General features: G+C 56.2%; 21 protein-coding genes. 14 read left to right on the top strand and 7 right to left on the bottom strand.

The window, feature by feature from the left end; genetic code table 11:
* Positions 1-25 precede the first annotated feature (25 nt).
* The 7 genes from Q0775_RS04490 to Q0775_RS04460 are packed head-to-tail and all read left to right on the top strand — an operon-like array spanning position 26 to position 5697.
* Positions 26-913 carry a formate dehydrogenase accessory sulfurtransferase FdhD gene (locus tag Q0775_RS04490; RefSeq protein WP_298858156.1) on the top strand — a complete coding sequence of 296 codons (888 nt, stop codon included), beginning with the start codon at positions 26-28 and terminating at the stop codon, positions 911-913.
* Positions 910-1461, top strand: a complete 552-nt coding sequence (locus tag Q0775_RS04485) for a hypothetical protein (protein ID WP_298858154.1) — start codon at positions 910-912, stop codon at positions 1459-1461. Before Q0775_RS04490 ends, Q0775_RS04485 begins: the two co-directional genes overlap by 4 nt.
* Positions 1458-2006 (top strand): hypothetical protein, encoded by a 549-nt coding sequence (locus Q0775_RS04480; RefSeq protein WP_298858152.1) that lies wholly within the window; start codon positions 1458-1460, stop codon positions 2004-2006. Before Q0775_RS04485 ends, Q0775_RS04480 begins: the two co-directional genes overlap by 4 nt.
* Positions 2003-2605, top strand: a complete 603-nt coding sequence (gene mobA / locus Q0775_RS04475; protein ID WP_298858150.1) for a molybdenum cofactor guanylyltransferase MobA — start codon at positions 2003-2005, stop codon at positions 2603-2605. The genes Q0775_RS04480 and mobA overlap by 4 nt, the downstream gene beginning before the upstream one ends.
* A complete protein-coding gene (gene mobB, locus Q0775_RS04470) occupies positions 2602-3093 on the top strand; it encodes a molybdopterin-guanine dinucleotide biosynthesis protein B (protein ID WP_298858148.1) in 492 nt (163 codons plus the stop codon). Before mobA ends, mobB begins: the two co-directional genes overlap by 4 nt.
* A complete protein-coding gene (gene glp, locus Q0775_RS04465) occupies positions 3090-5201 on the top strand; it encodes a gephyrin-like molybdotransferase Glp (RefSeq protein WP_298858146.1) in 2112 nt (703 codons plus the stop codon). Before mobB ends, glp begins: the two co-directional genes overlap by 4 nt.
* Before the next feature lie 10 nt (positions 5202-5211).
* Positions 5212-5697 (top strand): aggregation factor core, encoded by a 486-nt coding sequence (locus Q0775_RS04460; protein WP_298858144.1) that lies wholly within the window; start codon positions 5212-5214, stop codon positions 5695-5697.
* Here Q0775_RS04460 and Q0775_RS04455 read toward each other — a convergent pair.
* Together Q0775_RS04455 and greA are read right to left on the bottom strand one after the other, a co-directional pair.
* Positions 5694-6767 carry a hypothetical protein gene (locus tag Q0775_RS04455; protein WP_298858143.1) on the bottom strand — a complete coding sequence of 358 codons (1074 nt, stop codon included), beginning with the start codon at positions 6765-6767 and terminating at the stop codon, positions 5694-5696. The two genes, Q0775_RS04460 and Q0775_RS04455, sit on opposite strands and share 4 nt — an antisense overlap.
* 38 nt (positions 6768-6805) lie before the next feature.
* A complete protein-coding gene (greA, locus tag Q0775_RS04450) occupies positions 6806-7276 on the bottom strand; it encodes a transcription elongation factor GreA (protein ID WP_298858141.1) in 471 nt (156 codons plus the stop codon).
* Between the two features lie 173 nt (positions 7277-7449).
* Here greA and Q0775_RS04445 point away from each other — a divergent pair, with 173 nt between their 5' ends.
* The 4 genes from Q0775_RS04445 (at position 7450) to Q0775_RS04430 (ending at position 12515) form a co-directional block, all read left to right on the top strand.
* On the top strand, positions 7450-8088 hold the full coding sequence (locus Q0775_RS04445; protein WP_298858139.1) for a DUF998 domain-containing protein: 639 nt from the start codon (positions 7450-7452) through the stop codon (positions 8086-8088).
* Positions 8089-8218: 130 nt separating this feature from the next.
* The gene (locus Q0775_RS04440; RefSeq protein ID WP_298858137.1) at positions 8219-9868 is read left to right on the top strand and encodes an electron transfer flavoprotein-ubiquinone oxidoreductase; all 1650 of its coding nucleotides are present in this window, start codon (positions 8219-8221) and stop codon (positions 9866-9868) included.
* Between the two features lie 99 nt (positions 9869-9967).
* Positions 9968-11692 carry a tetratricopeptide repeat protein gene (locus tag Q0775_RS04435; RefSeq protein WP_298858136.1) on the top strand — a complete coding sequence of 575 codons (1725 nt, stop codon included), beginning with the start codon at positions 9968-9970 and terminating at the stop codon, positions 11690-11692.
* Complete coding sequence (locus Q0775_RS04430; protein ID WP_298858133.1) at positions 11682-12515, top strand: 4-(cytidine 5'-diphospho)-2-C-methyl-D-erythritol kinase; 834 nt, start codon at positions 11682-11684, stop codon at positions 12513-12515. Before Q0775_RS04435 ends, Q0775_RS04430 begins: the two co-directional genes overlap by 11 nt.
* Here the strand turns inward: Q0775_RS04430 and Q0775_RS04425 are convergent.
* A complete protein-coding gene (locus tag Q0775_RS04425; RefSeq protein WP_298858131.1) occupies positions 12508-13506 on the bottom strand; it encodes a polyprenyl synthetase family protein in 999 nt (332 codons plus the stop codon). The two genes, Q0775_RS04430 and Q0775_RS04425, sit on opposite strands and share 8 nt — an antisense overlap.
* 55 nt (positions 13507-13561) lie before the next feature.
* On the opposite strand from Q0775_RS04425, the gene Q0775_RS04420 reads away from it, so the two are divergent.
* The 3 genes from Q0775_RS04420 (at position 13562) to Q0775_RS04410 (ending at position 14788) form a co-directional block, all read left to right on the top strand.
* Positions 13562-13777, top strand: a complete 216-nt coding sequence (locus Q0775_RS04420) for a DUF2007 domain-containing protein (RefSeq protein WP_298858130.1) — start codon at positions 13562-13564, stop codon at positions 13775-13777.
* Positions 13774-14514, top strand: coding sequence for a methyltransferase domain-containing protein (locus tag Q0775_RS04415; RefSeq protein WP_298858129.1), 741 nt, complete (start codon positions 13774-13776; stop codon positions 14512-14514). The genes Q0775_RS04420 and Q0775_RS04415 overlap by 4 nt, the downstream gene beginning before the upstream one ends.
* A 109-nt stretch (positions 14515-14623) precedes the next feature.
* Positions 14624-14788, top strand: coding sequence for a DUF465 domain-containing protein (locus tag Q0775_RS04410; RefSeq protein ID WP_298858128.1), 165 nt, complete (start codon positions 14624-14626; stop codon positions 14786-14788).
* Here the strand turns inward: Q0775_RS04410 and Q0775_RS04405 are convergent, their stop codons facing one another.
* The 4 genes from Q0775_RS04405 to Q0775_RS04390 all read right to left on the bottom strand — a co-directional run bounded on the left by Q0775_RS04405 (position 14789) and on the right by Q0775_RS04390 (position 18914).
* Positions 14789-15655: an EamA family transporter gene (locus Q0775_RS04405; protein WP_298858127.1), complete on the bottom strand. Its 867-nt coding sequence runs from the start codon at positions 15653-15655 to the stop codon at positions 14789-14791.
* On the bottom strand, positions 15652-16590 hold the full coding sequence (locus Q0775_RS04400; protein WP_298858126.1) for a transcriptional regulator GcvA: 939 nt from the start codon (positions 16588-16590) through the stop codon (positions 15652-15654). The genes Q0775_RS04405 and Q0775_RS04400 overlap by 4 nt, the downstream gene beginning before the upstream one ends.
* Before the next feature lie 353 nt (positions 16591-16943).
* A complete protein-coding gene (phbB, locus tag Q0775_RS04395; RefSeq protein ID WP_298858125.1) occupies positions 16944-17666 on the bottom strand; it encodes an acetoacetyl-CoA reductase in 723 nt (240 codons plus the stop codon).
* 72 nt (positions 17667-17738) lie between these two features.
* The gene (locus Q0775_RS04390; protein WP_298858124.1) at positions 17739-18914 is read right to left on the bottom strand and encodes an acetyl-CoA C-acetyltransferase; all 1176 of its coding nucleotides are present in this window, start codon (positions 18912-18914) and stop codon (positions 17739-17741) included.

Raw genomic sequence — 18914 nt, 5'->3', positions numbered from 1 at the left:
AATGCGTAGCGTGTTGCCGAGGAGGGTGCAATTGGCTGTCACTCAAGACCTATCCGATTATCTGATTGCCCCTGATCCCGCTGCACCGCGCCTGACCCGTGTGGTGACGGGGATGGATCAGGACGGCGTGGCACAGGAGATTAATGTGGTCGAAGAGCGCCCGCTCACCATCTATCTCAACGCGCAGGAAATTGTGACGGCCATGACGATTGGCGACTACCCCGACTATCTCGCGCTTGGGTTTCTGCGCAATCAAGGGATGCTGCGGCCTGAGGATGAGATCACGGCCGTTGACTATGACGAAGATCTTGAAGTGGTAGTGGTGCGCACCGCGCGTCAAACCGATTACGAGGATAAGATGCGCCGCAAGACGCGGACCAGCGGCTGTGCTGTTGGTACGGTCTTTGGCGACATGATGGAGGGGCTGGAGGGTGTGGTCCTGCCCCAAACCCAAGTGCGGACCTCATGGCTCTATACCCTGTCGGCCAAGATCAACCGCACCCCCAGTCTCTATCTCCAAGCAGGGGCGATTCATGGCACGATTCTGTGCTGTGCGGACCACCCGCTGGTTTATATGGAAGATGTGGGCCGCCACAACGCAGTTGATAAAATCGCAGGCTGGATGCTGTCGGAGGGGGTGAGTGCCGATGACAAAATTCTCTACACCACGGGCCGTCTTACGTCCGAGATGGTGATCAAAACTGCGATGATGGGCATTCCTGTGCTGGCTTCGCGCTCTGGCTTCACCGCGTGGGGTGTCGAGATTGCCCAACAGCTTGGCCTGACGCTTATCGGACGAATGAAGGGGAAGCGGTTTATGTGTTTGTCGGGAGAGAAACGGCTGCTTCGCGACGCCGATCCTGCCGCCATTGCGGATGAGCCTAGACGCAGTGGCCGTAAGGGCGCACCATGAGTGAAGAGCGCTGGGAGTTGGAGGTCGCGCCAACGGCACAAGAGGTCTATGAAGCGATGGCCTTGGCAGGGCGGGACGCCTTGCGGGGAGTACATCGTGCGATCTTGCTTTTTCAGTCATTCTTTGTCGGGTTTTGTGCACCTTTGGGAGCGACAATGTTCTTTTGGGTTATCGTGGCCCTCATGGGTGGACCAGAATTTTCGGATTTGCCCTCAGCAGCTTTACCTGTGACATTTGTTGTCTTTGGTCTTCTGACGTTCTGGCTCATGCGGCAGGCCTATTTCATGATTGCGCAGATCACTATGCGCTCGCGGTTTGGCCGCGTGCAGCAGGTTGTGCTGGACCAGAACGGCATTTCTGTGAGTACAGCCCACAGCCGTTGGCACAGTGGGTGGGCCGATGTAGCATTGGTGCGTGGCGGAAAAAGGGTTCTAGTGGTGGGCATATCGGGAATAGCGATTCCCCTGCCGCGCCATGCGTTTCTTGGCCCCCTTGATGCAGAGGACGCGCTGGCGGTCATGCAGCGCTGGCAGGAGGCTGCGCAATGACTGAATATGTGGTTCAATATTTGCCGTCGCCGGCTTTGCTAGAGGCTGGTATGCGGTCGATCAATGCGCCAGATGGGCAGAAAGAGCCAGGTCGCAAAAATAGTATTGGTAAAGCAGTCCTATGGGCCGCCTTATTGGTGACCGTTTTTCTACTTTTCAACTTGCGTATCATCGTCTTCAGTTCGGATTTTATCGACCCAACGATTTTAGGATTTACGGCGCTAGGATTTTGCGCCGGATTTCTTGTGATCAACGGAATTTACAAACGTCAGACGCGTGCAATCGTAAAACTTGCACTCGATGCAGCTGAGCGGCACGGCTCCTTCCGTCTTGTTTTTCGTCCTGAGCAGATTGAGATTTCGTCTGCGCTGAGCCACAGCACGATGAATTGGCTAGGTGTCGACAGGATTGTAGGCTTGTCTGATGCGACAGTATTGCAATCGGGGGGCGGTGTTAATGTCGTGCCTGATACTGCGCTGCCAGAGGGGGTAACACCTGCACAGTTCCGCACTGACCTGCAAAAATGGATGGAGGCTGCGCGATGAAACAACCCTACGGCGTTATCCTTGCGGGCGGACAGGCTACGCGCATGGGCGGGGGCGACAAAGGTTTGCGTATGCTGGGCGGGCAAAGCTTGCTGGCGCGGGTAGAGGCGCGGCTGGCCCCTCAGGTGGACCGACTTGCGCTTAATGCGAATGGTAATGCTGCGCGGTTTGCCGACATGGGGCTTCCCGTGATCGCTGACAGCATCGAGGGCTTTGCAGGCCCACTTGCAGGTGTGTTGGCGGGGATGGATTGGGCCGCGTCGCTGGGGGCCGAAACGATTGTCACAGCCGCTGCTGACACGCCGTTTTTTCCGTGCGATCTGGTCCCGCAGTTGTTGCTGGCATCCGAAGGGATGGTTCACCCGCTTGTCCTTGCTGCGACACCTGATGCACAACGTGGCACGGCACGGCACCCTACTTTTGGCCTTTGGCCTGTGGCGCTACGCGATGATCTACGGGTGGCCCTTGCAAGCGGGCTACGCAAAGTCGTGCTCTGGACTCAAAAGCATGATGGACGCGAGGCGATGTTCCCGCAAGTGGATGCATTCTTTAATGTAAACACGCCCGAGGATCTGGCCCGCGCCGAGGCGATGCTATGAGGCTCTATGGTATTGTCGGTTGGAAAAATGCAGGCAAGACGGGCCTGATGGAGCGGCTGGTAACCGAAATCACAGGAAGGGGTTTTTCTGTCTCCACTGTCAAACATGCGCACCACAGTTTTGACGTCGATCATCCGGGCAAGGATAGTTTCCGTCACCGCGAAGCGGGTGCCTCTCAGGTCTTACTCGCTTCGCGCAACCGTATCGCGCTGATGCATGAATTGCGCGGTGCACAGGAGCCGACACTTGAGACGCTGCTTAGGCAGCTTGCCCCCGTCGATCTGGTACTGGTGGAAGGCTACAAGCGTGACGCGCACCCCAAGATTGAGGCTCACCGCGCCGTGACTGGCAACCCGCTGATTGCGCCCGACGATCCCACAGTGCGGGCCGTCGCAAGTGATTGCGAGCTCGCACTTGATCGCCTTGTTTTTGACCTGGATAACACCAGTGCCATTGCCGATTTTATCCTGAAAGAGGTCGGGCTGTGAGCCTGTTTGATACTGTCCTTGTGGTGGATTGGTCTGCGGGGAAACGCGCAGGACCAAGACCGAAAAAAGATGCGATTTGGCTGGGGGTCACCCGCAATGGCATGTCTCAAGAACCAATCTATTGCCGCTCCCGTCAAGAGGCAGAGGGCGTTATAACCGATCTGATTTCATCAGAGCAAGCGGCAGGGCGTAGGCTTCTTTGCGCGTTTGACTTCCCATTTGGCTATCCGCAGGGGTTTGCACGTAAAGTGACAGGATCAGACGACCCCTTTGCGCTTTGGGACTGGTTTGAGAAGCGGATCACGGATGCAGATGACGGGACCAATAACCGCTTTGACGTGGCCGAAACCCTCAATGGATTATTCGAGGACGCGGGGCCATTTTGGGGCAAGCCGACCAGAGAAAAATGGCCCGACATTCCCTACCGTAAAGCGGGTATCCGGTTCGACCCCATAGCGGAGAAGCGTCACTGCGATGCGGTGTCCAAGGCATCTTCCTCTTGTTTCCAGTTATTTTTCAATCCCACGGTTGGCAGCCAGCAGATGATGGGCCTGCCCATGCTCAACCGTCTGCGCCGTCTGGACGGCGTTCGGGTTTGGCCGTTCGAGGCATACGTAGAGGCTCCTGTCGTCTTGGCTGAAATCTGGCCTGGTCTTATTGAGACATCGGTGAAGAAGGTTCTGGCCCAAGAGGGGACGGATGCCATTCGTGACAGAATCCAAGTCAGGCTTTTGGCCAATGCGCTGGCCCGCCTCCCCGCGACTTTGCTGGTCGAACACATGGCCGAGGCACCGCTGGTTGCGCGGGAGGAGGCGTGGATTCTGGGCGCTGGGCTGAGTGATGCGTTGAATGCGGCCTGCATGGACGAGCCGCCGCTGCGCAACGATTGTTTTGCCTTGCCGCAGGGTATTCATTGGACGCCTGTGGAAGAGGCGCTCGATCTTCTGCGTGAACGTCTTACCCCGGTCACGAAAGTTGCACATGTCCCTCTGTGCCAAGCGCGTGGCCGTATTGCGGCGCAGGATGTGATGGCGCTCCGAGCCAATCCGCCCCTGCCCAATACGGCTGTTGATGGATACGGCTTTGCGGGGGGGCGGGATGCCGGCCTGCACCGTATTGCTTTGGTCGAGGGTCGCGCGGCAGCGGGGGATCTGCCCACGAAAGTGGAAGCGGGCCGCGCTATTCGCATATTGACCGGCGCAGCACTCCCCAAAGGCGTTGATACAGTCATTTTACAAGAAGACGTGCGTGTCGAGCGCGGGCATATCGTGTTTTCAGGTCCCCTTAAGCAAGGGGCGAACACCCGCAAGGCTGGCGAAGATATCAAATTTGGTGACCTTGTCTTGCAGCGAGGCCGTAGGATCACCTCAGCGGATTTGGCCTCGCTTGCCGCTACGGGGATTGCTGAAGTTGCTGTACGTGTGCCGCTGCGTGTTGGGGTGCTTTCCACCGGCGATGAATTGGTTGAAGCAGGTGAGGCTGCTGGTGTGGGGCAGATATTTGATGCCAACCGTCCCATGCTTTTGGCGCTATTGGCTCAATTGGGGCAAGAAGCCGTTGATCTTGGCCGAGTGCCTGACGATCGTGGTAAGTTGCGCGACACATTTGACCATGCGGCGACTCACGTGGATTCGATTATTACCAGTGGCGGGGCCTCGGCAGGGGACGAAGATCACGTTTCTGCCTTGTTGGAAGAGGCGGGTGCGATGGCGGTGTGGCGCATAGCGATTAAACCCGGAAGGCCTCTGGCGCTGGGGCTCTGGAACGGAGTCCCCATTTTTGGACTGCCGGGAAATCCCGTTGCGGCGATGGTGTGTACATTGATCTTTGCACGCCCCGCACTGGCGCAATTGGCGGGTGCCGAGTGGCAGGTCCCGCAAGGTTTTGATGTCCCAGCCGGTTTCGAAAAGCGCAAAAAGGCGGGGCGGCGTGAATACCTGCGGGCCCGTATGCGTGATGGCCGTATCGAGGTGTTCGCATCTGAGGGATCAGGGCGGATAAGCGGACTGAGTTGGGCCGAAGGCTTGGTGGAGCTATCTGAAGAGGCGCGGGAGATAAGAAAAGGTGATATGGTGCGTTATATCCCGTTTGGAAGTTTTGGAATTTAGGAGAGTGTTCATGTGGAAATTATCAGCGGCCCTAATCGTAGTGACCGGCGCTGCGCAGGCAGCAGATTGTACAGGAGCAAGCCTAAGGTTTGTCGAGAGTGCGCCACGGGATCGGTTTGAGCTCACCATTGGCACGCAGCCCCTTATCGCCGTGCAAGTTGATCTGCGCGGCTCTGCGGGGCGGTTGATCTTTGATACTGCTGATGGCGGTACTGGTGTAGAGGTGTTCCAACCGCTGCGCGATGAAGGGGGCACGCAGGCCAATGATGTGGCCGACGGAGCCGAAGCGATCAAGGTCGCATTGCGCGATGGCAAGGCTGGCTCGCGTGCGGTGTTTTCCATTGATGTGGACGACAGGCTCGCCTCATCCGATTTAGGGCAAATTCGCGTGACAGGTGGGGAGATGGCGGGCGCCGTTGCAATGTTCGAAGCGGCGGACGGTACTATGGTCAGTGCCGTGTTCGACGCAAAGAACCGTGCGCAGGTCTGCCCTTAGTCGAACGTTCCTGCGACACGACCCAACAGCATAAAGGCGCGCGCGGTGCGCGTGTCGGCCATGGCCGAGATTTCACCGTCACTGGCATCTTTCTCGAAGTCCGCAAACAGTTTGTCAAAACGGCGCAAGAAGTGGTGGGCTGCATCGCGGAAAATCGGATCCTGCTTCATGCGTCCAGCCGTAAGGGCAAGCGACGAGCGGTCACGAATACCGCCCAAAGCAGCAACAGGACGTCCACGTGATCCCTGACCGAACATCCGCCAGATTTCAGGGCGCGCGCGGTCTGGCGTTAGATCATCCATGTAAATGCCATCCTGGCTTAGCAGCGTTAGGATATCTTGCGCGGCTTGAATCAGCTGGGCAGCGTTTCGGTCTTTCATCGCACGGCGCAGGGCAGCAAAACCTGCCTCGTCCTCTGCCGTTTCGGGAAAGTTCAAAGCACGGATGAGGTCGTCTATCTCAACTTGGGGAGCCAAATCAGTGCTTTGCGTGCCAAGGGCCAAAGTTGGCTGGTCCTCGGAAGGCGGTGCGATGGCGGGTTGGGCTGCACGGGGCGCTTCCTCGCGGCGGGTCGAGAACGTAGCAAGTGCCGTTTCTGTCTTACGCGTTGCAGCTGCGATCTCGTCAAGTTTGCGGCTGACCGATGGTTCGGAGCGCAAATTGCCGCCTTGCTGTTGTGCGATATAGGCATGGCGGATGGCGTCAATCGCCGCCTGCAAACGTTGGCTCTCTTCGCGCATGACGCGGCTGGCGCGTGCCGCAGTCGCCCCGACCCAGATCATCGCAACGGGCATAAACACGGCGAGCATTGTCATTAAAAAGCGCAGGCCGCCCTGACCTTCGGGAACAGGCGGCTGTGTCATAAAGACAAAGAAAATCAAACAACCCAACAACCAGATGGAAGACAGAATGATTGCAATGATCTCGATGCCAGTGATCCCGTCCGAGCGTGCCTTGTCATAAATGCCCAGCGGCGTTGGGCGCGAAGCGCCAGTTTTAACGCCGGTTTTACGCAATGCGCCTGTTGCGGGACGTGGGTTGGATTGCTCAGGGGGCTGCGTATCAGACATGATCGTCCTCGCGCCCGAAACCTATTTTACCGCAAACATCAGGCATAAACGATTTTAAGAACCTCATAGGATTTAACACCCCCAGGTGTTCGGACTTCGACGCTGTCGCCTTCGTCCTTACCAATCAGCGCGCGTGCGATGGGTGATTTGATATTGAGCAAGCCTTTTTCAATATTGGCCTCATACTCGCCAACAATCTGATAGGTTTTCTCTTCATCGGTATCTTCGTCCACCAACGTAACTTTTGCACCAAACTTGATCGTGCCAGACAGCTTTGCGGGATCAATCACTTCAGCAAGCGAGATCGCACCCTCAAGCTCTTTCACGCGCCCCTCAATAAAAGACTGCTTTTCCTTAGCAGAATGATACTCAGCATTCTCGGACAGATCGCCATGCTCGCGTGCTTCCGCAATCGCCTTGATAATGGCGGGGCGCTCGATGGTCTTGAGATGCTTGAGTTCTGTCTCAAGGGCGGTGTGACCCCCGCGGGTCATTGGGATTTTTTCCATGGCGTCCGTGTCCGTAATACTAAGGCGCGCCCCGAAGGTTTTCGGAGCGCGTGTTGGTGTTGCCCGTTACCTGACCCAAGTTGGACGTCAAATGCAAGCGGATAAGGCGCAAGGGCTGGCGTGGTTTCGCCGAACCGAAAGGAACTTTCATACACCGCCAGAGGTTGCGTTATATGATAGATAAAAACCGCATGCCCGAATCCCAACGACGGCTATCCCCATCCTTCCTTGTGCTACTTGCTTGGCTTGCTTTTGTCGGCGGGCTTGCGCTGATCGTTGGAAACGTGGTGGGCTCAGTGATCGTCCCCGATCATGACTGGGTTTCAGATACAGTTAGCGACCTCGCCGCAGGTCGATATGAGATCATTCAGGACGTCGCTCTTTACGGTTTTGCCGGCACGTTGACGGCGCTTGCACTTGCATCGGCGCATCTGCATGGGGGAGGGTGGCAATGGAGCTCTCTCACCGTTGCGCTGATGTTATTGGCCGTTTGTGTCGTGATCATAGGCGCGCGAAACGAGTACGGGGATGGCGACAACGAGGGTATCGTGATCCACATATACATTGTCTACGCGATGGGTGCGCTATTTGTAGCCGCGTTTGTCCTAGCGGCGCGTTTATTTGCTGATACGGCAAGGCTATTTGCAAAAATTTCGTGGTGCTGCGCTGGAGTTTGGACCCTTGGCGCACCTGTGTTTTTCGTTATGTCCACTGAATATGATGGCGCATGGGAACGCGGGTTGGGGATTATATCGATTGTATGGACTAGTGCTTTCGCAAAGGAATTACTGTCTATCTCAGCGCGTAAATGACGCCTGTTTAGGTGATTTGAACCGAAAAAGGCCGTAGTGCGACGATTTTAACGCGCCGTCGTGATTGCAAAGGTTGGGTCCAGCCGCTACCTCCTTTCAAAGCGAATTTTACCCATGGGGAGCGAGACGTATGGCCGAGATTGAACGCGAAGCGATGGAATATGATGTTGTAATCGTGGGCGCTGGCCCTGCGGGTCTATCAGCAGCCATCCGTCTCAAGCAGCTTGATGCCGATTGTAACATCGTTGTTTTGGAAAAAGGCTCCGAAGTGGGCGCGCACATTCTGTCTGGTGCCGTGCTTGATCCTTGTGGCCTTGATGCGCTCATGCCCGATTGGAAGGAAAAAGGTGCGCCGCTCAATGTGCCTGTGATCGAGGATAATTTCTACGCACTTGGCGAATCAGGGGAAGTGCGAATTCCCAATTTTCCGATGCCACCGCTGATGAGCAACCACGGCAACTACATCGTCTCTATGGGCAATGTTTGCCGTTGGATGGCAGAACAGGCCGAGGAGATGGGCGTTGAAATCTTCCCTGGCATGGCGTGTTCCGAAATCGTCTATGGAGATAATGGTGAAGTCAAAGGTGTGGTCGCAGGCGAAATGGGTCGCGCGTCCGACGGATCGCAGGGGCCAAACTATGAGCCGGGGATGGAACTTCACGGCAAATACGTCTTCCTCTCCGAGGGCGTGCGTGGATCGTTGTCAAAGCAAGTGATAGAGAAATACGATCTCGCCAAAGGGAAAGAGCCGCAGAAATACGGCCTTGGCATGAAAGAAATCTGGGAAATTGATCCCGCCAAGCACAAAGAAGGTTCCGTTACCCACACGATGGGTTGGCCGCTGGGCAAAAAAGCAGGCGGTGGATCGTTTATCTATCATCTTGAGAATAATCAGGTCTATGTCGGCTTTGTTGTCCACCTCGGTTATAAAAACCCGCATGTTTTTCCTTACATGGAATTCCAGCAGTTCAAGCATCATCCGATGGTGGCAGAGCTGCTTGAGGGCGGCAAACGGGTGGCCTACGGTGCCCGTGCAATCACCGAGGGCGGATACCAGTCCATGCCCAAGATGGTAGCGCCCGGTGTGGCCTTGCTGGGTTGTTCGGTTGGCATGGTCAACGTACCGCGGATCAAGGGCAACCATAACGCGATGCTTTCGGGTAAGGCCGCTGCCGAAGCGGCTCATGCCGCGATCAAAGCGGGCCGTTCCGGTGACGAGCTTCCCGATTACGAGAAAGACGTCCGCGAAGGTGCGATTGGCCAAGACTTGTTCAAGGTCCGTAACGTTAAGCCGCTGTGGTCCAAGTATGGTCTTGTCGCCTCACTCGCTATTGGCGGTTTCGATATGTGGTGCAACACGCTGTTTAATTTCTCACTGTTGGGTACGATGCATCACGGCATGAACGATGCGGAAGCGACAGAGCTTGCGTCGAAGCATAAAGAGATTGCCTATCCCAAGCCTGATGGAAAACTCAGCTTTGACCGCCTAACCAATGTAGCGTTCTCCTTTACTAACCACGAAGAAAGCCAACCTGCGCACCTGACTCTTAAGGATGCGTCGGTTCCTGTCGATGTAAATCTCGCGAAATACGCGGGCCCCTCGGCGCGCTATTGCCCTGCCGGGGTGTATGAGTTTGTGGAAAAAGACGGCAAAGACGCTTTCGTCATCAACTTCCAAAACTGCGTGCATTGCAAAACATGCGACATCAAAGATCCAAGCCAGAATATCGTCTGGACGACGCCGCAGGGTGGTGACGGGCCCAACTACCCGAACATGTGATCAATTATCGCGGCTTCCTGCCTATTGAGGTAGGGGGCCGCCATTGCGCGAACGCGCAAACATGCTAGCCTTAGGAAAAAAAGAACGAGGCGTGAGCATATGAGAAATTTCCTAACATCCGTGAGTGCAATGGCCCTTGGGCTGGCGTTGACGATCGCGGCCCCTACGCCTGTTATGGCAGAAACTTTGGCGGGGTCTTATCTGGCTGGCCGGAATGCCTCTACGCGCAACGATTTCGAGAGTGCAGCCGAGTATTATGCCACCGCTCTCAAACGGGATCCGGCCAACGCCGAGTTGATGGAGAGCGCTGCGCTTTCATATCTTGCGCTGGGCGATCTTGCAAAAGCACTGCCGCTGGGTGAGGCGATTTTGGCAGAGGGGCAACGCTCTCAAGTAGCGCGTATGGTTGTCACAGCAGGTTTGATTGACGCGTCTGATTTCACTGCACTGGCTGCACAAGAGATTAGATCGGAAGGGATAAGCCCTTGGGTAGACGGCCTTATAAAGGCATGGGCGCTGATCGGTACCGATGATGTGGATGGCGCGATGGCGCAATTCGAGATGACCTCTGAAGATGCGGGAATGCGTGCCATTGTACAGTTTCATAAAGCGCTAGCGCTTGCGACTGTCGGACGTTACGGCGATGCTGCGGCTGTGTTTGAGGCCGATGCCGCAGGGTCCGTCGCGCGGACAAGGCGCGGTGTTATTGCGCGGGTCGAGATCCTCTCCCAACTTGATCGAAACGCCGATGCGATCGAAGTTATTAAAACCTCGTTCAACGGCGCCACAGATTCCAAGCTTGATATGCTTGTCGCCCGTCTTGATGCGGAAGAGCGGTTGCCCTTTACTCATGCGCCGACGGCGCGTGCGGGGCTGGCCGAAGTGTTCTATACATTTGCTGCCCTACTTAGGGCCGAAGAGGCCAGCAATTATTATACTCTGCTATATGCCCGTATTGCTGGTCATTTGCGCCCTGACCATGTGGATGCACTGCTGTTGTCGGCGGCGTTGCTGGAGGATTTGGGGCAATATAAACTGGCTATGCAAGAGTACCGCAAAGTCGGTGATGGGGACCCTGCCTATCACGTGGCAGAGTTGGGTCGTGCTGCGGCGTTGCGCCGTTTGGAGAAAGCGGATCAGGCGATTGAAGTTCTCGAACAGTTGGCCCGCAGTCATGGTGATCTGGCCGTCGTACATTCAACGCTGGGTGATATTTTCCGCGCACAAGATGAAGACCAAGCAGCAATCGCGGCCTATACAAAAGCACTCGATCTCATTGAAGAGGGCGATGTACGGATGTGGTTCTTGTACTTTTCGCGTGGTATTGCCTATTCTCAAGACGGCGACAGTGTCGCCGCCGAAGCAGACTTTCGCGCAGCACTTGCGATCAATCCTGATCAACCTCAGGTGCTCAACTATCTCGGCTATTCCCTTGTCGAGGAACAGCGGAAGCTGGATGAAGCCCTTGATATGATTGAGCGCGCTGTCGCTGCCAGCCCCGATAGCGGCTATATCGTGGATAGCCTCGGTTGGGTCTATTACCGCCTTGGCCGTTATGAGGAAGCAGTCGTCCAGATGGAGCGCGCAGTCGAGCTTGAGGCTGTTGATCCCGTGGTGAACGACCACCTTGGCGATGTGTTTTGGGCTGTAGGCCGCAAGCGCGAAGCGCAATTCCAATGGAAGCGTGCCCTGTCGTTTATCGAATTCAGCACGATGGACACAGAAGCCGACCCCGACCGCATCCGCCGCAAGCTTGAAGTGGGGCTTGATGTGGTTTTGGCAGAAGAGGGCGCTGAGCCATTGAAGGTGGCGAATGACGATTGAGGGGTTTGCGCCCGCCAAAGTAAATTTGACACTCCATGTGACAAGGCAGCGGGATGACGGCTATCATCTGCTCGACAGTCTTGTTGTCTTTGCAGATGTCGGGGATCGCCTCTGGCTTGATGAGGGCGAGGTGATGCGCATGCAAATCACTGGCCCTTTTGCGAACGGTGTTCCAACAGATGAGCGAAATCTGGTTTGGCGTGCCGCAGAATTGGCAGGCATCAAGGGGCATATTACGCTTGAGAAAAACCTCCCGCATGGTGCAGGGCTGGGCGGCGGCTCTGCGGATGCTGCGGCCTTGCTGCGCAGCCAGTTTGGACATCTTGTCAAAGACGGCATCGGGTTGGCTGGCGCGCTGTCGCTCGGGGCGGATGTGCCCGTTTGCATGAGTGCCGCACCGCAACGCATGCGGGGGATTGGGGATGAGCTGAGCATGATCTGGCCCGTGCCACAGTGCAATATTGTGCTGGCCAACCCTGGCGTAGCAGTGCCCACAGGTGCCGTATTCGATGGACTTGAGACAAAAGAAAACGCCGCGATGGGCGCATTTGATGGCTGCGAAGATTTGGCCGATTTGATCGTATGGCTGCGCGACCAAAGAAACGATCTTGAGGCGCCTGCACGCGCAGTGGCTCCTACGATCGGGCGGGTTCTTGAGGAGCTTGGGGATGCAATGCTCGCACGTATGTCGGGGTCAGGCAGCACCTGTTTCGGTATTTATCCCGATCGTATCAAAGCGGAGGCTGCGGCTGCACGTATCAAGCGGGCCTACCCCGATTGGTGGATCGTTGCGGCCCAAACAGTGGGCCACAGCCCTAACTGATCCGCGCCACAACATAGTCCGCCAGATCACCCAGCATGTCTTTGATCTCATGTGCGGGTAGGGGGGCAAGAGCATCTTTGGCTTTGGCTGCCCACATCAGCGCGTCGGATTGCGTCGCGGTTAATGTGCCGTGCTTGTTTAATAGCGTGAGGGCATGTTCCAGATCACCGTCTTCCTGCTTGCCACGCTCAATGGTGCGCACCCAGAATTCGCGTTCCTCGTCATCGGCCAAAGCTACTGCTTTTATCACAGGCAATGTCAGTTTGCGCTCGCGGAAATCGTCGCCGATATTCTTGCCCGTTTGCCCTTCAATTCCCTGATAATCCAGCAGGTCGTCGACAATTTGGAAGGCAATCCCGAGGGCATCACCATAATCAAACAGGGCGCGCACATGTTCTTCGGGGGCATCCGCAATCACGCCGCCCACTTCAGTCGCGGCAGAGAAGAGTGCAGCAGTCTTGCCGCGGACAACTTGGAAATATACCGCTTCAGTTGTGGCGAGGTTCTGTGCGGCGGTAAGTTGCAGCACTTCACCCTCCGCAATCGTGGCGGCGGCGTTGGACAGGATTTTCATCACCCGCATAGAGCCGGGTTCGGTCATCAACTGGAAACTTCGCGCAAATAGATAGTCACCTACCAACACTGAGGATTGATTGTCCCACAGCAGGTTCGCCGTTGGCCGCCCTCGACGCTGTTTGCTTTCGTCCACAACATCATCATGCAAGAGCGTTGCGGTGTGGATGAACTCAACCGTTGTGGCCAGATGAATGTGATAGGGACCATCATACCCACACAGCTGCGCCGCAGCGAGCGTGAGCATGGGCCGCAACCGCTTGCCGCCCGCCTCGACCAGATGCGCTGTTACTTCGGGGATGCGCGGTGCATGCTCGGACGCCATCCGCTCACGAATGAGCGCGCTTACAGCTTCCAGATCGTCCTTGAGCACAGCAGCAAGGCGGTCATGGGGTTTCTGGCTCGATTGATTGCTCATTTTTCCCGCATCCTAGCGCTCGACAAGGGCAGTCGCCCCAGATTACATCATTGTCATGAAAGAACTTTTGCGCAGCACCGACCCGACGATCATGGCCTTTGCCCAAGCTCTGTTGCAAGGCGAGGATATAGACTGCTTTCAAATGGACGTAAACATGAGCATCCTTGAGGGTGGCATTGGAATTTTCCCGCGCCGGCTGATGGTGCATGAGAATGATCATGCGGCTGCTTTGATTGTAATGCGTGACAACGAAATTGATCTGGGACAGTGACTGACGATGATCTGACGCATGATGCCTTTCTGGGGGGTCTGCTTCATCTTTGGCAGCCTCGGTCAGGGTACCGCGCTGGGGTTGATCCTGTGCTGCTTGCGGCCAGTATACCTGCGGTTTCAGGGCAACGTGTGCTTGAATTGGGGTGTGGTGTTGGTGCTGCGATCTTGTGCCTTGCAGCGCGGGTCGCAGGGCTGTCACTCACTGGTATCGAGCGAGAAGAAGTTTACGCAGGTTTGGCTGAGCGAAATGGTGCAGGTGTCCTTGAGGTTGTGAAGGCAGACATCGCGGCCCTGCCGCTGACGTTGCGGCAGCGACAATTTGACCACGTCCTTGCGAACCCGCCATATTGGCGGCGTGAGGCGTCAATTGCTGCAGGGGATCCCATGCGGGAAGCCGCGTTGGGAGAGCAAACGCCGCTCTCCACTTGGATCGAAATCGGGGCCAAGCGTCTTGTGCCAAAAGGGCTACTTCATATTATCCACCGCGCGGAGCGTTTGCCGGATATTCTGGCGGCGCTGCCGCATGATATGGGCGGGATCGAAGTATTGCCAATTGCGGCAAGGGAGGGCCGCGCGGCAGAGCGTGTTATTGTGCGTGCGCGTAAGTCGGGACGGGCGGATTTCCGCTTACATGCGCCCCTCATTCTGCACCGCGGCGACACCCACGCAGACGGTGATCAATACACGCAACCGATCCGCGATGCCTTACGCACAGGGGCTGCGCTGGATTTCTAGGCAAGCTTAAGCATTTCTTTACCAACAAGGCTGCTATGCTGCAGGGCGGCGTGACTTGGGATTCCGATCATGCTTCACTGAACTTGCACTTTTAACAACTGGAGGAAGTATGTCCCTTAACGCACATCTTGAGACGTTGAAGAAAAAGCACCGTGACATGAGTGAGGCGATCGAGACCGCCCAACGAGCGCCCGGCATTGATGGCCTGAAAGTGGCCGATATGAAGAAGCAAAAGATGCGCCTGAAAGAAGAAATCAGTCGACTGTCCGAATAGTTAGTTTGAAGAAAAGCTGGCGCGCGCTGCAATCAGTGCGCCGCCAGCGACCAGCAGTGCTGCCCATAGTAACGTCAGACTTGGTGTGGCAACGCCTGCAATAATCAGCGCAAGGGTTGAGAGCAGCGGCGCCGCATAAGAGCTGGTGCCCAAAAGCTGGATATCACCCTGTTTGCATCCGATATCCCACACATAGAATGCAAACCCTACCGGCCCAAGGCCCAGACCCGCAATGCTGGCCCATCCCAGTGCTGTGGAAGGTAGAACTGTATCCTCAAAGATGAGGTGCAGGGGGAGTGATAGGGCTGCTGTTGCAAGGCAAAACACGGCTACGCTGGCTGTTGGAGCAGTGCCGACCAGCCGTGACAGCACCGAATATCCCGCCCAAGTGAATGCTGCCAGAAGCGCCAGCAGGTAGCCCATGATGTAGTCACCGCTCAGGCCCGTTCCGCCGCCCGTAATGATCAGGGCCGCGCCGCCAAAGCCGAGAAGCGCCCCGATGACATGACCACTGCGCAACTGCTCGGAGGGGAGCAGGCCCGAAAAAACAACGATCAACAGGGGCCAAAGATAGGCGATAAGACCCGCTTCGGCCGCAGGAGCCAAGCGGAGGGCCGAGAAATAGAGCAAATGATATGCAAAGAGCCCGAGCGCGCCAAAGATATAGACCTTGAACGGGACTTTGCGCATTTCGTCAAAACTGCCAGTTATCCATGCCCAGACCAGCCCCACAATGCCGCCAATCCCGAAGCTAAGAGTGTTGAGCAAGAGGGGCGGAGTGGGCGCTGACCCTACGGTGAACAAGGCCAGCAATGCCCAAAGAAGCACTGCGATGAATCCTATGCCAGTAGCTTTTGCGCGATTCATGAATGTGAAGGCTCCAGAATTGTGAGGTTTTCCGTGATCTGTGCTGTTTTCTTGATCTCTTCCAAGATCCAATCCCGAAACGCAGCAATCTGCTGACGCGTTTCCATGCCTTTGACGCAAAGAAAGCTAAACCGCGCGCCTGTCGCCAGTGCGGTGGGAAAGGGAGCGACAAGCCGCCCTTCGGCGAGGTCCTTGATCACCAGTGCACGGCGGCCCATGACGGCTCCGACCCCCGCCAATGCGGCGTCTATTGCATGATCCGACTGCGAAAAGCGCGGCCCGAGTTTTGGATTGAAAGGGGCGCCCATGGCATTGAACCAGTCAGACCAGTCTACGGGCACCTTGAGAAAGCTGATCGATTCGTCAAAGAGCAGCGGCGCATTGTGCAGGCTTTCGACGGTGGGATATTGCGCGGCTAATGCCGGCGTCATGACGGGCATTACCCATTCCTCCGCCAGCGGCAGCGAGTAGAGATCAGGCGATGTTGAATCGCTGAAGCGGATGGCCACATCGATATTGTCGCGTGTCAGATCTGCCAAGGTGAGCGAGGCGGCAAAGCGCAACTCCACCTTTGGGTGGGCTTGGGCAAATTCATACAAGCGCGGGGCCAGCCATTTTGCGGTAAAGGCAGGGCCGGCTGTGACAGTTAATGTTTGCGTGTCTTGTGTGCGCTGCGCTGCGCGCCATGCACCTGCGAGGGTTTGAAAACCCTCAGCGGCCCCTGTTGAAAGGGCTTTACCAGCCTCGGTGAGTTCAACCGCGCGGTTTAGTCTACGGAAGAGAGGCGCACCCAAATGCGCTTCAAGCGATTTAATTTGAAATGACAGGGCTGCAGGGGTCACGTTCAGCTCTGCCGCGGCTTGAGCGAACGACATATGACGTGCAGCGGCATCAAACGCGCGGAGCGCGGTAAGAGGGGGGAGGCGACTAGACATGCTCAGTTAAGTACAGCTTAACTGATGGGTTGGAAAGTCTCGTTTGTCTGCAACCCACACAAAGCGCATATTGGGTTCAGAAAAGACAGATTGATCCGAACCGGATTGCCCAAAGGAGAAATGATATGTTTGAAGCGACAACAAACCCCGCCGCCCGCGCCGCCATGAATACCGCCCATGCAGAGCGTGGCCGCATGATGGCTGACTTCTTCTCGTGGCTGCGTGCGCCAAAGCGCGGATAAAGTTTTCCGCTGGCGGTGTGCATGCCACCTTACGGAATGAAACGGGGCCAGTGGTATGATCCACTGGCCCCGAATGATTTCTGCTTTGCCCTGATTGGGTACTGGTGGCGCTTAGACGAAGAACTGTGCGCCGTTGGCCGAGATTGTGGACCCGTTGATAAAGCCGGCATCGTCGGACACGAGGAAAGACACAGCGCGCGCAATCTCTTCGGGCTCACCCAAACGGCCCGCAGGAATTTGTGCGATGATGCTTTCACGCACTTTTTCCGGAACTGCCATAACCATATCCGTACCGATATAGCCCGGGCAGATCGCGTTGGCAGTAATATTGGCGCGTGCGCCTTCTTGAGCCAGTGATTTCACGATACCCAGATCGCCAGCTTTGGTCGCGGCATAGTTTACCTGGGCAAACTGACCTTTTTGACCGTTGATCGAGGAGATGACCACAATCCGACCGAACTTTCGCTCGCGCATGCCGGGCCAGATTGGGTGGATAGTGTTGAACACGCCTGTAAGGTTCGTGTCGATTACTTCTTTCCACTGGTCAGGGGTCATTTTGTGAAACGGCGCGTCGCGTGTGATTCCCGCGTTGGCAACAATGACCTCTACAGGACCCAGATCGGCTTCGACCTGTGCGATTCCTGCTTTCGAGCTGTCATAGTCGGCCACGTTCCACTTGTATGTCTTGATGCCTGTCTCGGCCGTGAATGCAGAGGCTGCTTCGTCATTGCCTGCGTAAGTTGCAGCAACGGTATAACCCTTTTCTTTGAGTTCTTTGGAAATGGCAGCGCCGATCCCGCGGCTGCCTCCGGTAACAAGTGCGACACGCGACATGTAATTCTCCCGATTGTAATGTTATTGCTTCAATTGCGACGGGCGCGCAATTTTATTACGCGCCCAATCTTTTTAGAGCCGTTCGAGGCACATGGCAACACCCATACCGCCACCAATGCAGAGAGTGGCGAGGCCTTTTTTAGCGCCGCGACGTTTCATCTCAAAGAGGAGAGTATTGAGAACCCGTGCACCGGATGCGCCGATGGGGTGACCGATGGCAATGGCGCCGCCGTTCACATTCACAATTGCTGGATCCCAACCCATTTCCTTGTTCACGGCACAGGCTTGGGCGGCAAAGGCCTCATTTGCCTCGACAAGGTCGAGATCATCGACAGACCAGCCTGCCTTTTCCAGCGCTTTGCGGGAGGCAAAAATTGGACCTGCGCCCATGATCGACGGATCCAGACCCGCAGTCGCGTAAGATGCGATACGTGCAAGCGGCTCGATGCCGCGCTTTTCCGCGTTTTCCGCAGTCATCAAGAGAGCACCCGCGGCACCGTCGTTCAATCCTGAAGCGTTAGCGGCCGTAACCGAGCCATCTTTGGTGAAGGCAGGGCGCATTTTAGCCATTGTTTCGAGGTTTGCACCGTGACGGATGTATTCGTCAGCATCGACAATGATGTCGCTCTTGCGACCCGGCACTGTAAAGGCAAAAATCTCGTCTTTAAAACGGCCCTCTTTTTGGGCGGCTTCGGCCTTGTTTTGGGAGGCCACAGCGAACTGGTCCTGATCATCGCGGCTGATTTGATATTTCTCTGCAACATTCTCGGCGGTTTGACCCATGTGGTAGCCGTTGAATGCATCCCACAAACCGTCTTTGATCATCGTGTCGATGAGCTTCATATCACCCATTTTCTGGCCTGCGCGCATTGCTTGGGCGTGAGGGGACATGGTCATGTTTTCCTGACCACCTGCTGCTATGATATCTGCATCGCCCAATTGGATATGCTGTGCGGCGAGGGCTACAGCCCGCAAACCAGAGCCGCAGACCTGATTGATTGACCATGCAGATGATTCGATGGGTAGGCCCGCGTTCACGTGTGCCTGACGTGCGGGGTTTTGACCCTGCGCAGCCGTCAGCACTTGACCGAGGATCGTCTCGGAAACTTCGGCGGCATCAATGCCAGCGCGCGCGACGATTTCTTTCAACATAGCAGCGCCTAGATCATGGGCGGGGGTGTTGGCGAATGAGCCGCCAAAGCTGCCAACGGCAGTGCGGGCGGCGGAGGCGATAACAACGTTGGTCAT

Origin of the sequence: uncultured Sulfitobacter sp., from assembly GCF_947499945.1 — a bacterium.
In the GTDB taxonomy this organism is placed as follows: Bacteria; Pseudomonadota; Alphaproteobacteria; order Rhodobacterales; family Rhodobacteraceae; genus Sulfitobacter.
The sequence above is the reverse complement of the archived record's forward strand: the minus strand, read 5'-3'. Positions and strand labels throughout refer to the sequence as shown.

Coding starts and splice junctions, on each gene's coding strand:
- Q0775_RS04435 (WP_298858136.1), top strand. CDS start 9,968: ATGAGAAATTTCCTAACATCCGTGAGTGCAATGGCCCTTGGGCTGGCG.
- greA (WP_298858141.1), bottom strand. CDS start 7,276: ATGGAAAAAATCCCAATGACCCGCGGGGGTCACACCGCCCTTGAGACA.
- Q0775_RS04445 (WP_298858139.1), top strand. CDS start 7,450: ATGATAGATAAAAACCGCATGCCCGAATCCCAACGACGGCTATCCCCA.
- Q0775_RS04390 (WP_298858124.1), bottom strand. CDS start 18,914: ATGACCAACGTTGTTATCGCCTCCGCCGCCCGCACTGCCGTTGGCAGC.
- Q0775_RS04460 (WP_298858144.1), top strand. CDS start 5,212: ATGTGGAAATTATCAGCGGCCCTAATCGTAGTGACCGGCGCTGCGCAG.
- Q0775_RS04485 (WP_298858154.1), top strand. CDS start 910: ATGAGTGAAGAGCGCTGGGAGTTGGAGGTCGCGCCAACGGCACAAGAG.
- Q0775_RS04425 (WP_298858131.1), bottom strand. CDS start 13,506: ATGAGCAATCAATCGAGCCAGAAACCCCATGACCGCCTTGCTGCTGTG.
- phbB (WP_298858125.1), bottom strand. CDS start 17,666: ATGTCGCGTGTCGCACTTGTTACCGGAGGCAGCCGCGGGATCGGCGCT.
- Q0775_RS04455 (WP_298858143.1), bottom strand. CDS start 6,767: ATGTCTGATACGCAGCCCCCTGAGCAATCCAACCCACGTCCCGCAACA.
- mobB (WP_298858148.1), top strand. CDS start 2,602: ATGAGGCTCTATGGTATTGTCGGTTGGAAAAATGCAGGCAAGACGGGC.
- mobA (WP_298858150.1), top strand. CDS start 2,003: ATGAAACAACCCTACGGCGTTATCCTTGCGGGCGGACAGGCTACGCGC.
- Q0775_RS04420 (WP_298858130.1), top strand. CDS start 13,562: ATGAAAGAACTTTTGCGCAGCACCGACCCGACGATCATGGCCTTTGCC.
- Q0775_RS04405 (WP_298858127.1), bottom strand. CDS start 15,655: ATGAATCGCGCAAAAGCTACTGGCATAGGATTCATCGCAGTGCTTCTT.
- Q0775_RS04410 (WP_298858128.1), top strand. CDS start 14,624: ATGTCCCTTAACGCACATCTTGAGACGTTGAAGAAAAAGCACCGTGAC.
- Q0775_RS04400 (WP_298858126.1), bottom strand. CDS start 16,590: ATGTCTAGTCGCCTCCCCCCTCTTACCGCGCTCCGCGCGTTTGATGCC.
- Q0775_RS04480 (WP_298858152.1), top strand. CDS start 1,458: ATGACTGAATATGTGGTTCAATATTTGCCGTCGCCGGCTTTGCTAGAG.
- Q0775_RS04430 (WP_298858133.1), top strand. CDS start 11,682: ATGACGATTGAGGGGTTTGCGCCCGCCAAAGTAAATTTGACACTCCAT.
- Q0775_RS04440 (WP_298858137.1), top strand. CDS start 8,219: ATGGCCGAGATTGAACGCGAAGCGATGGAATATGATGTTGTAATCGTG.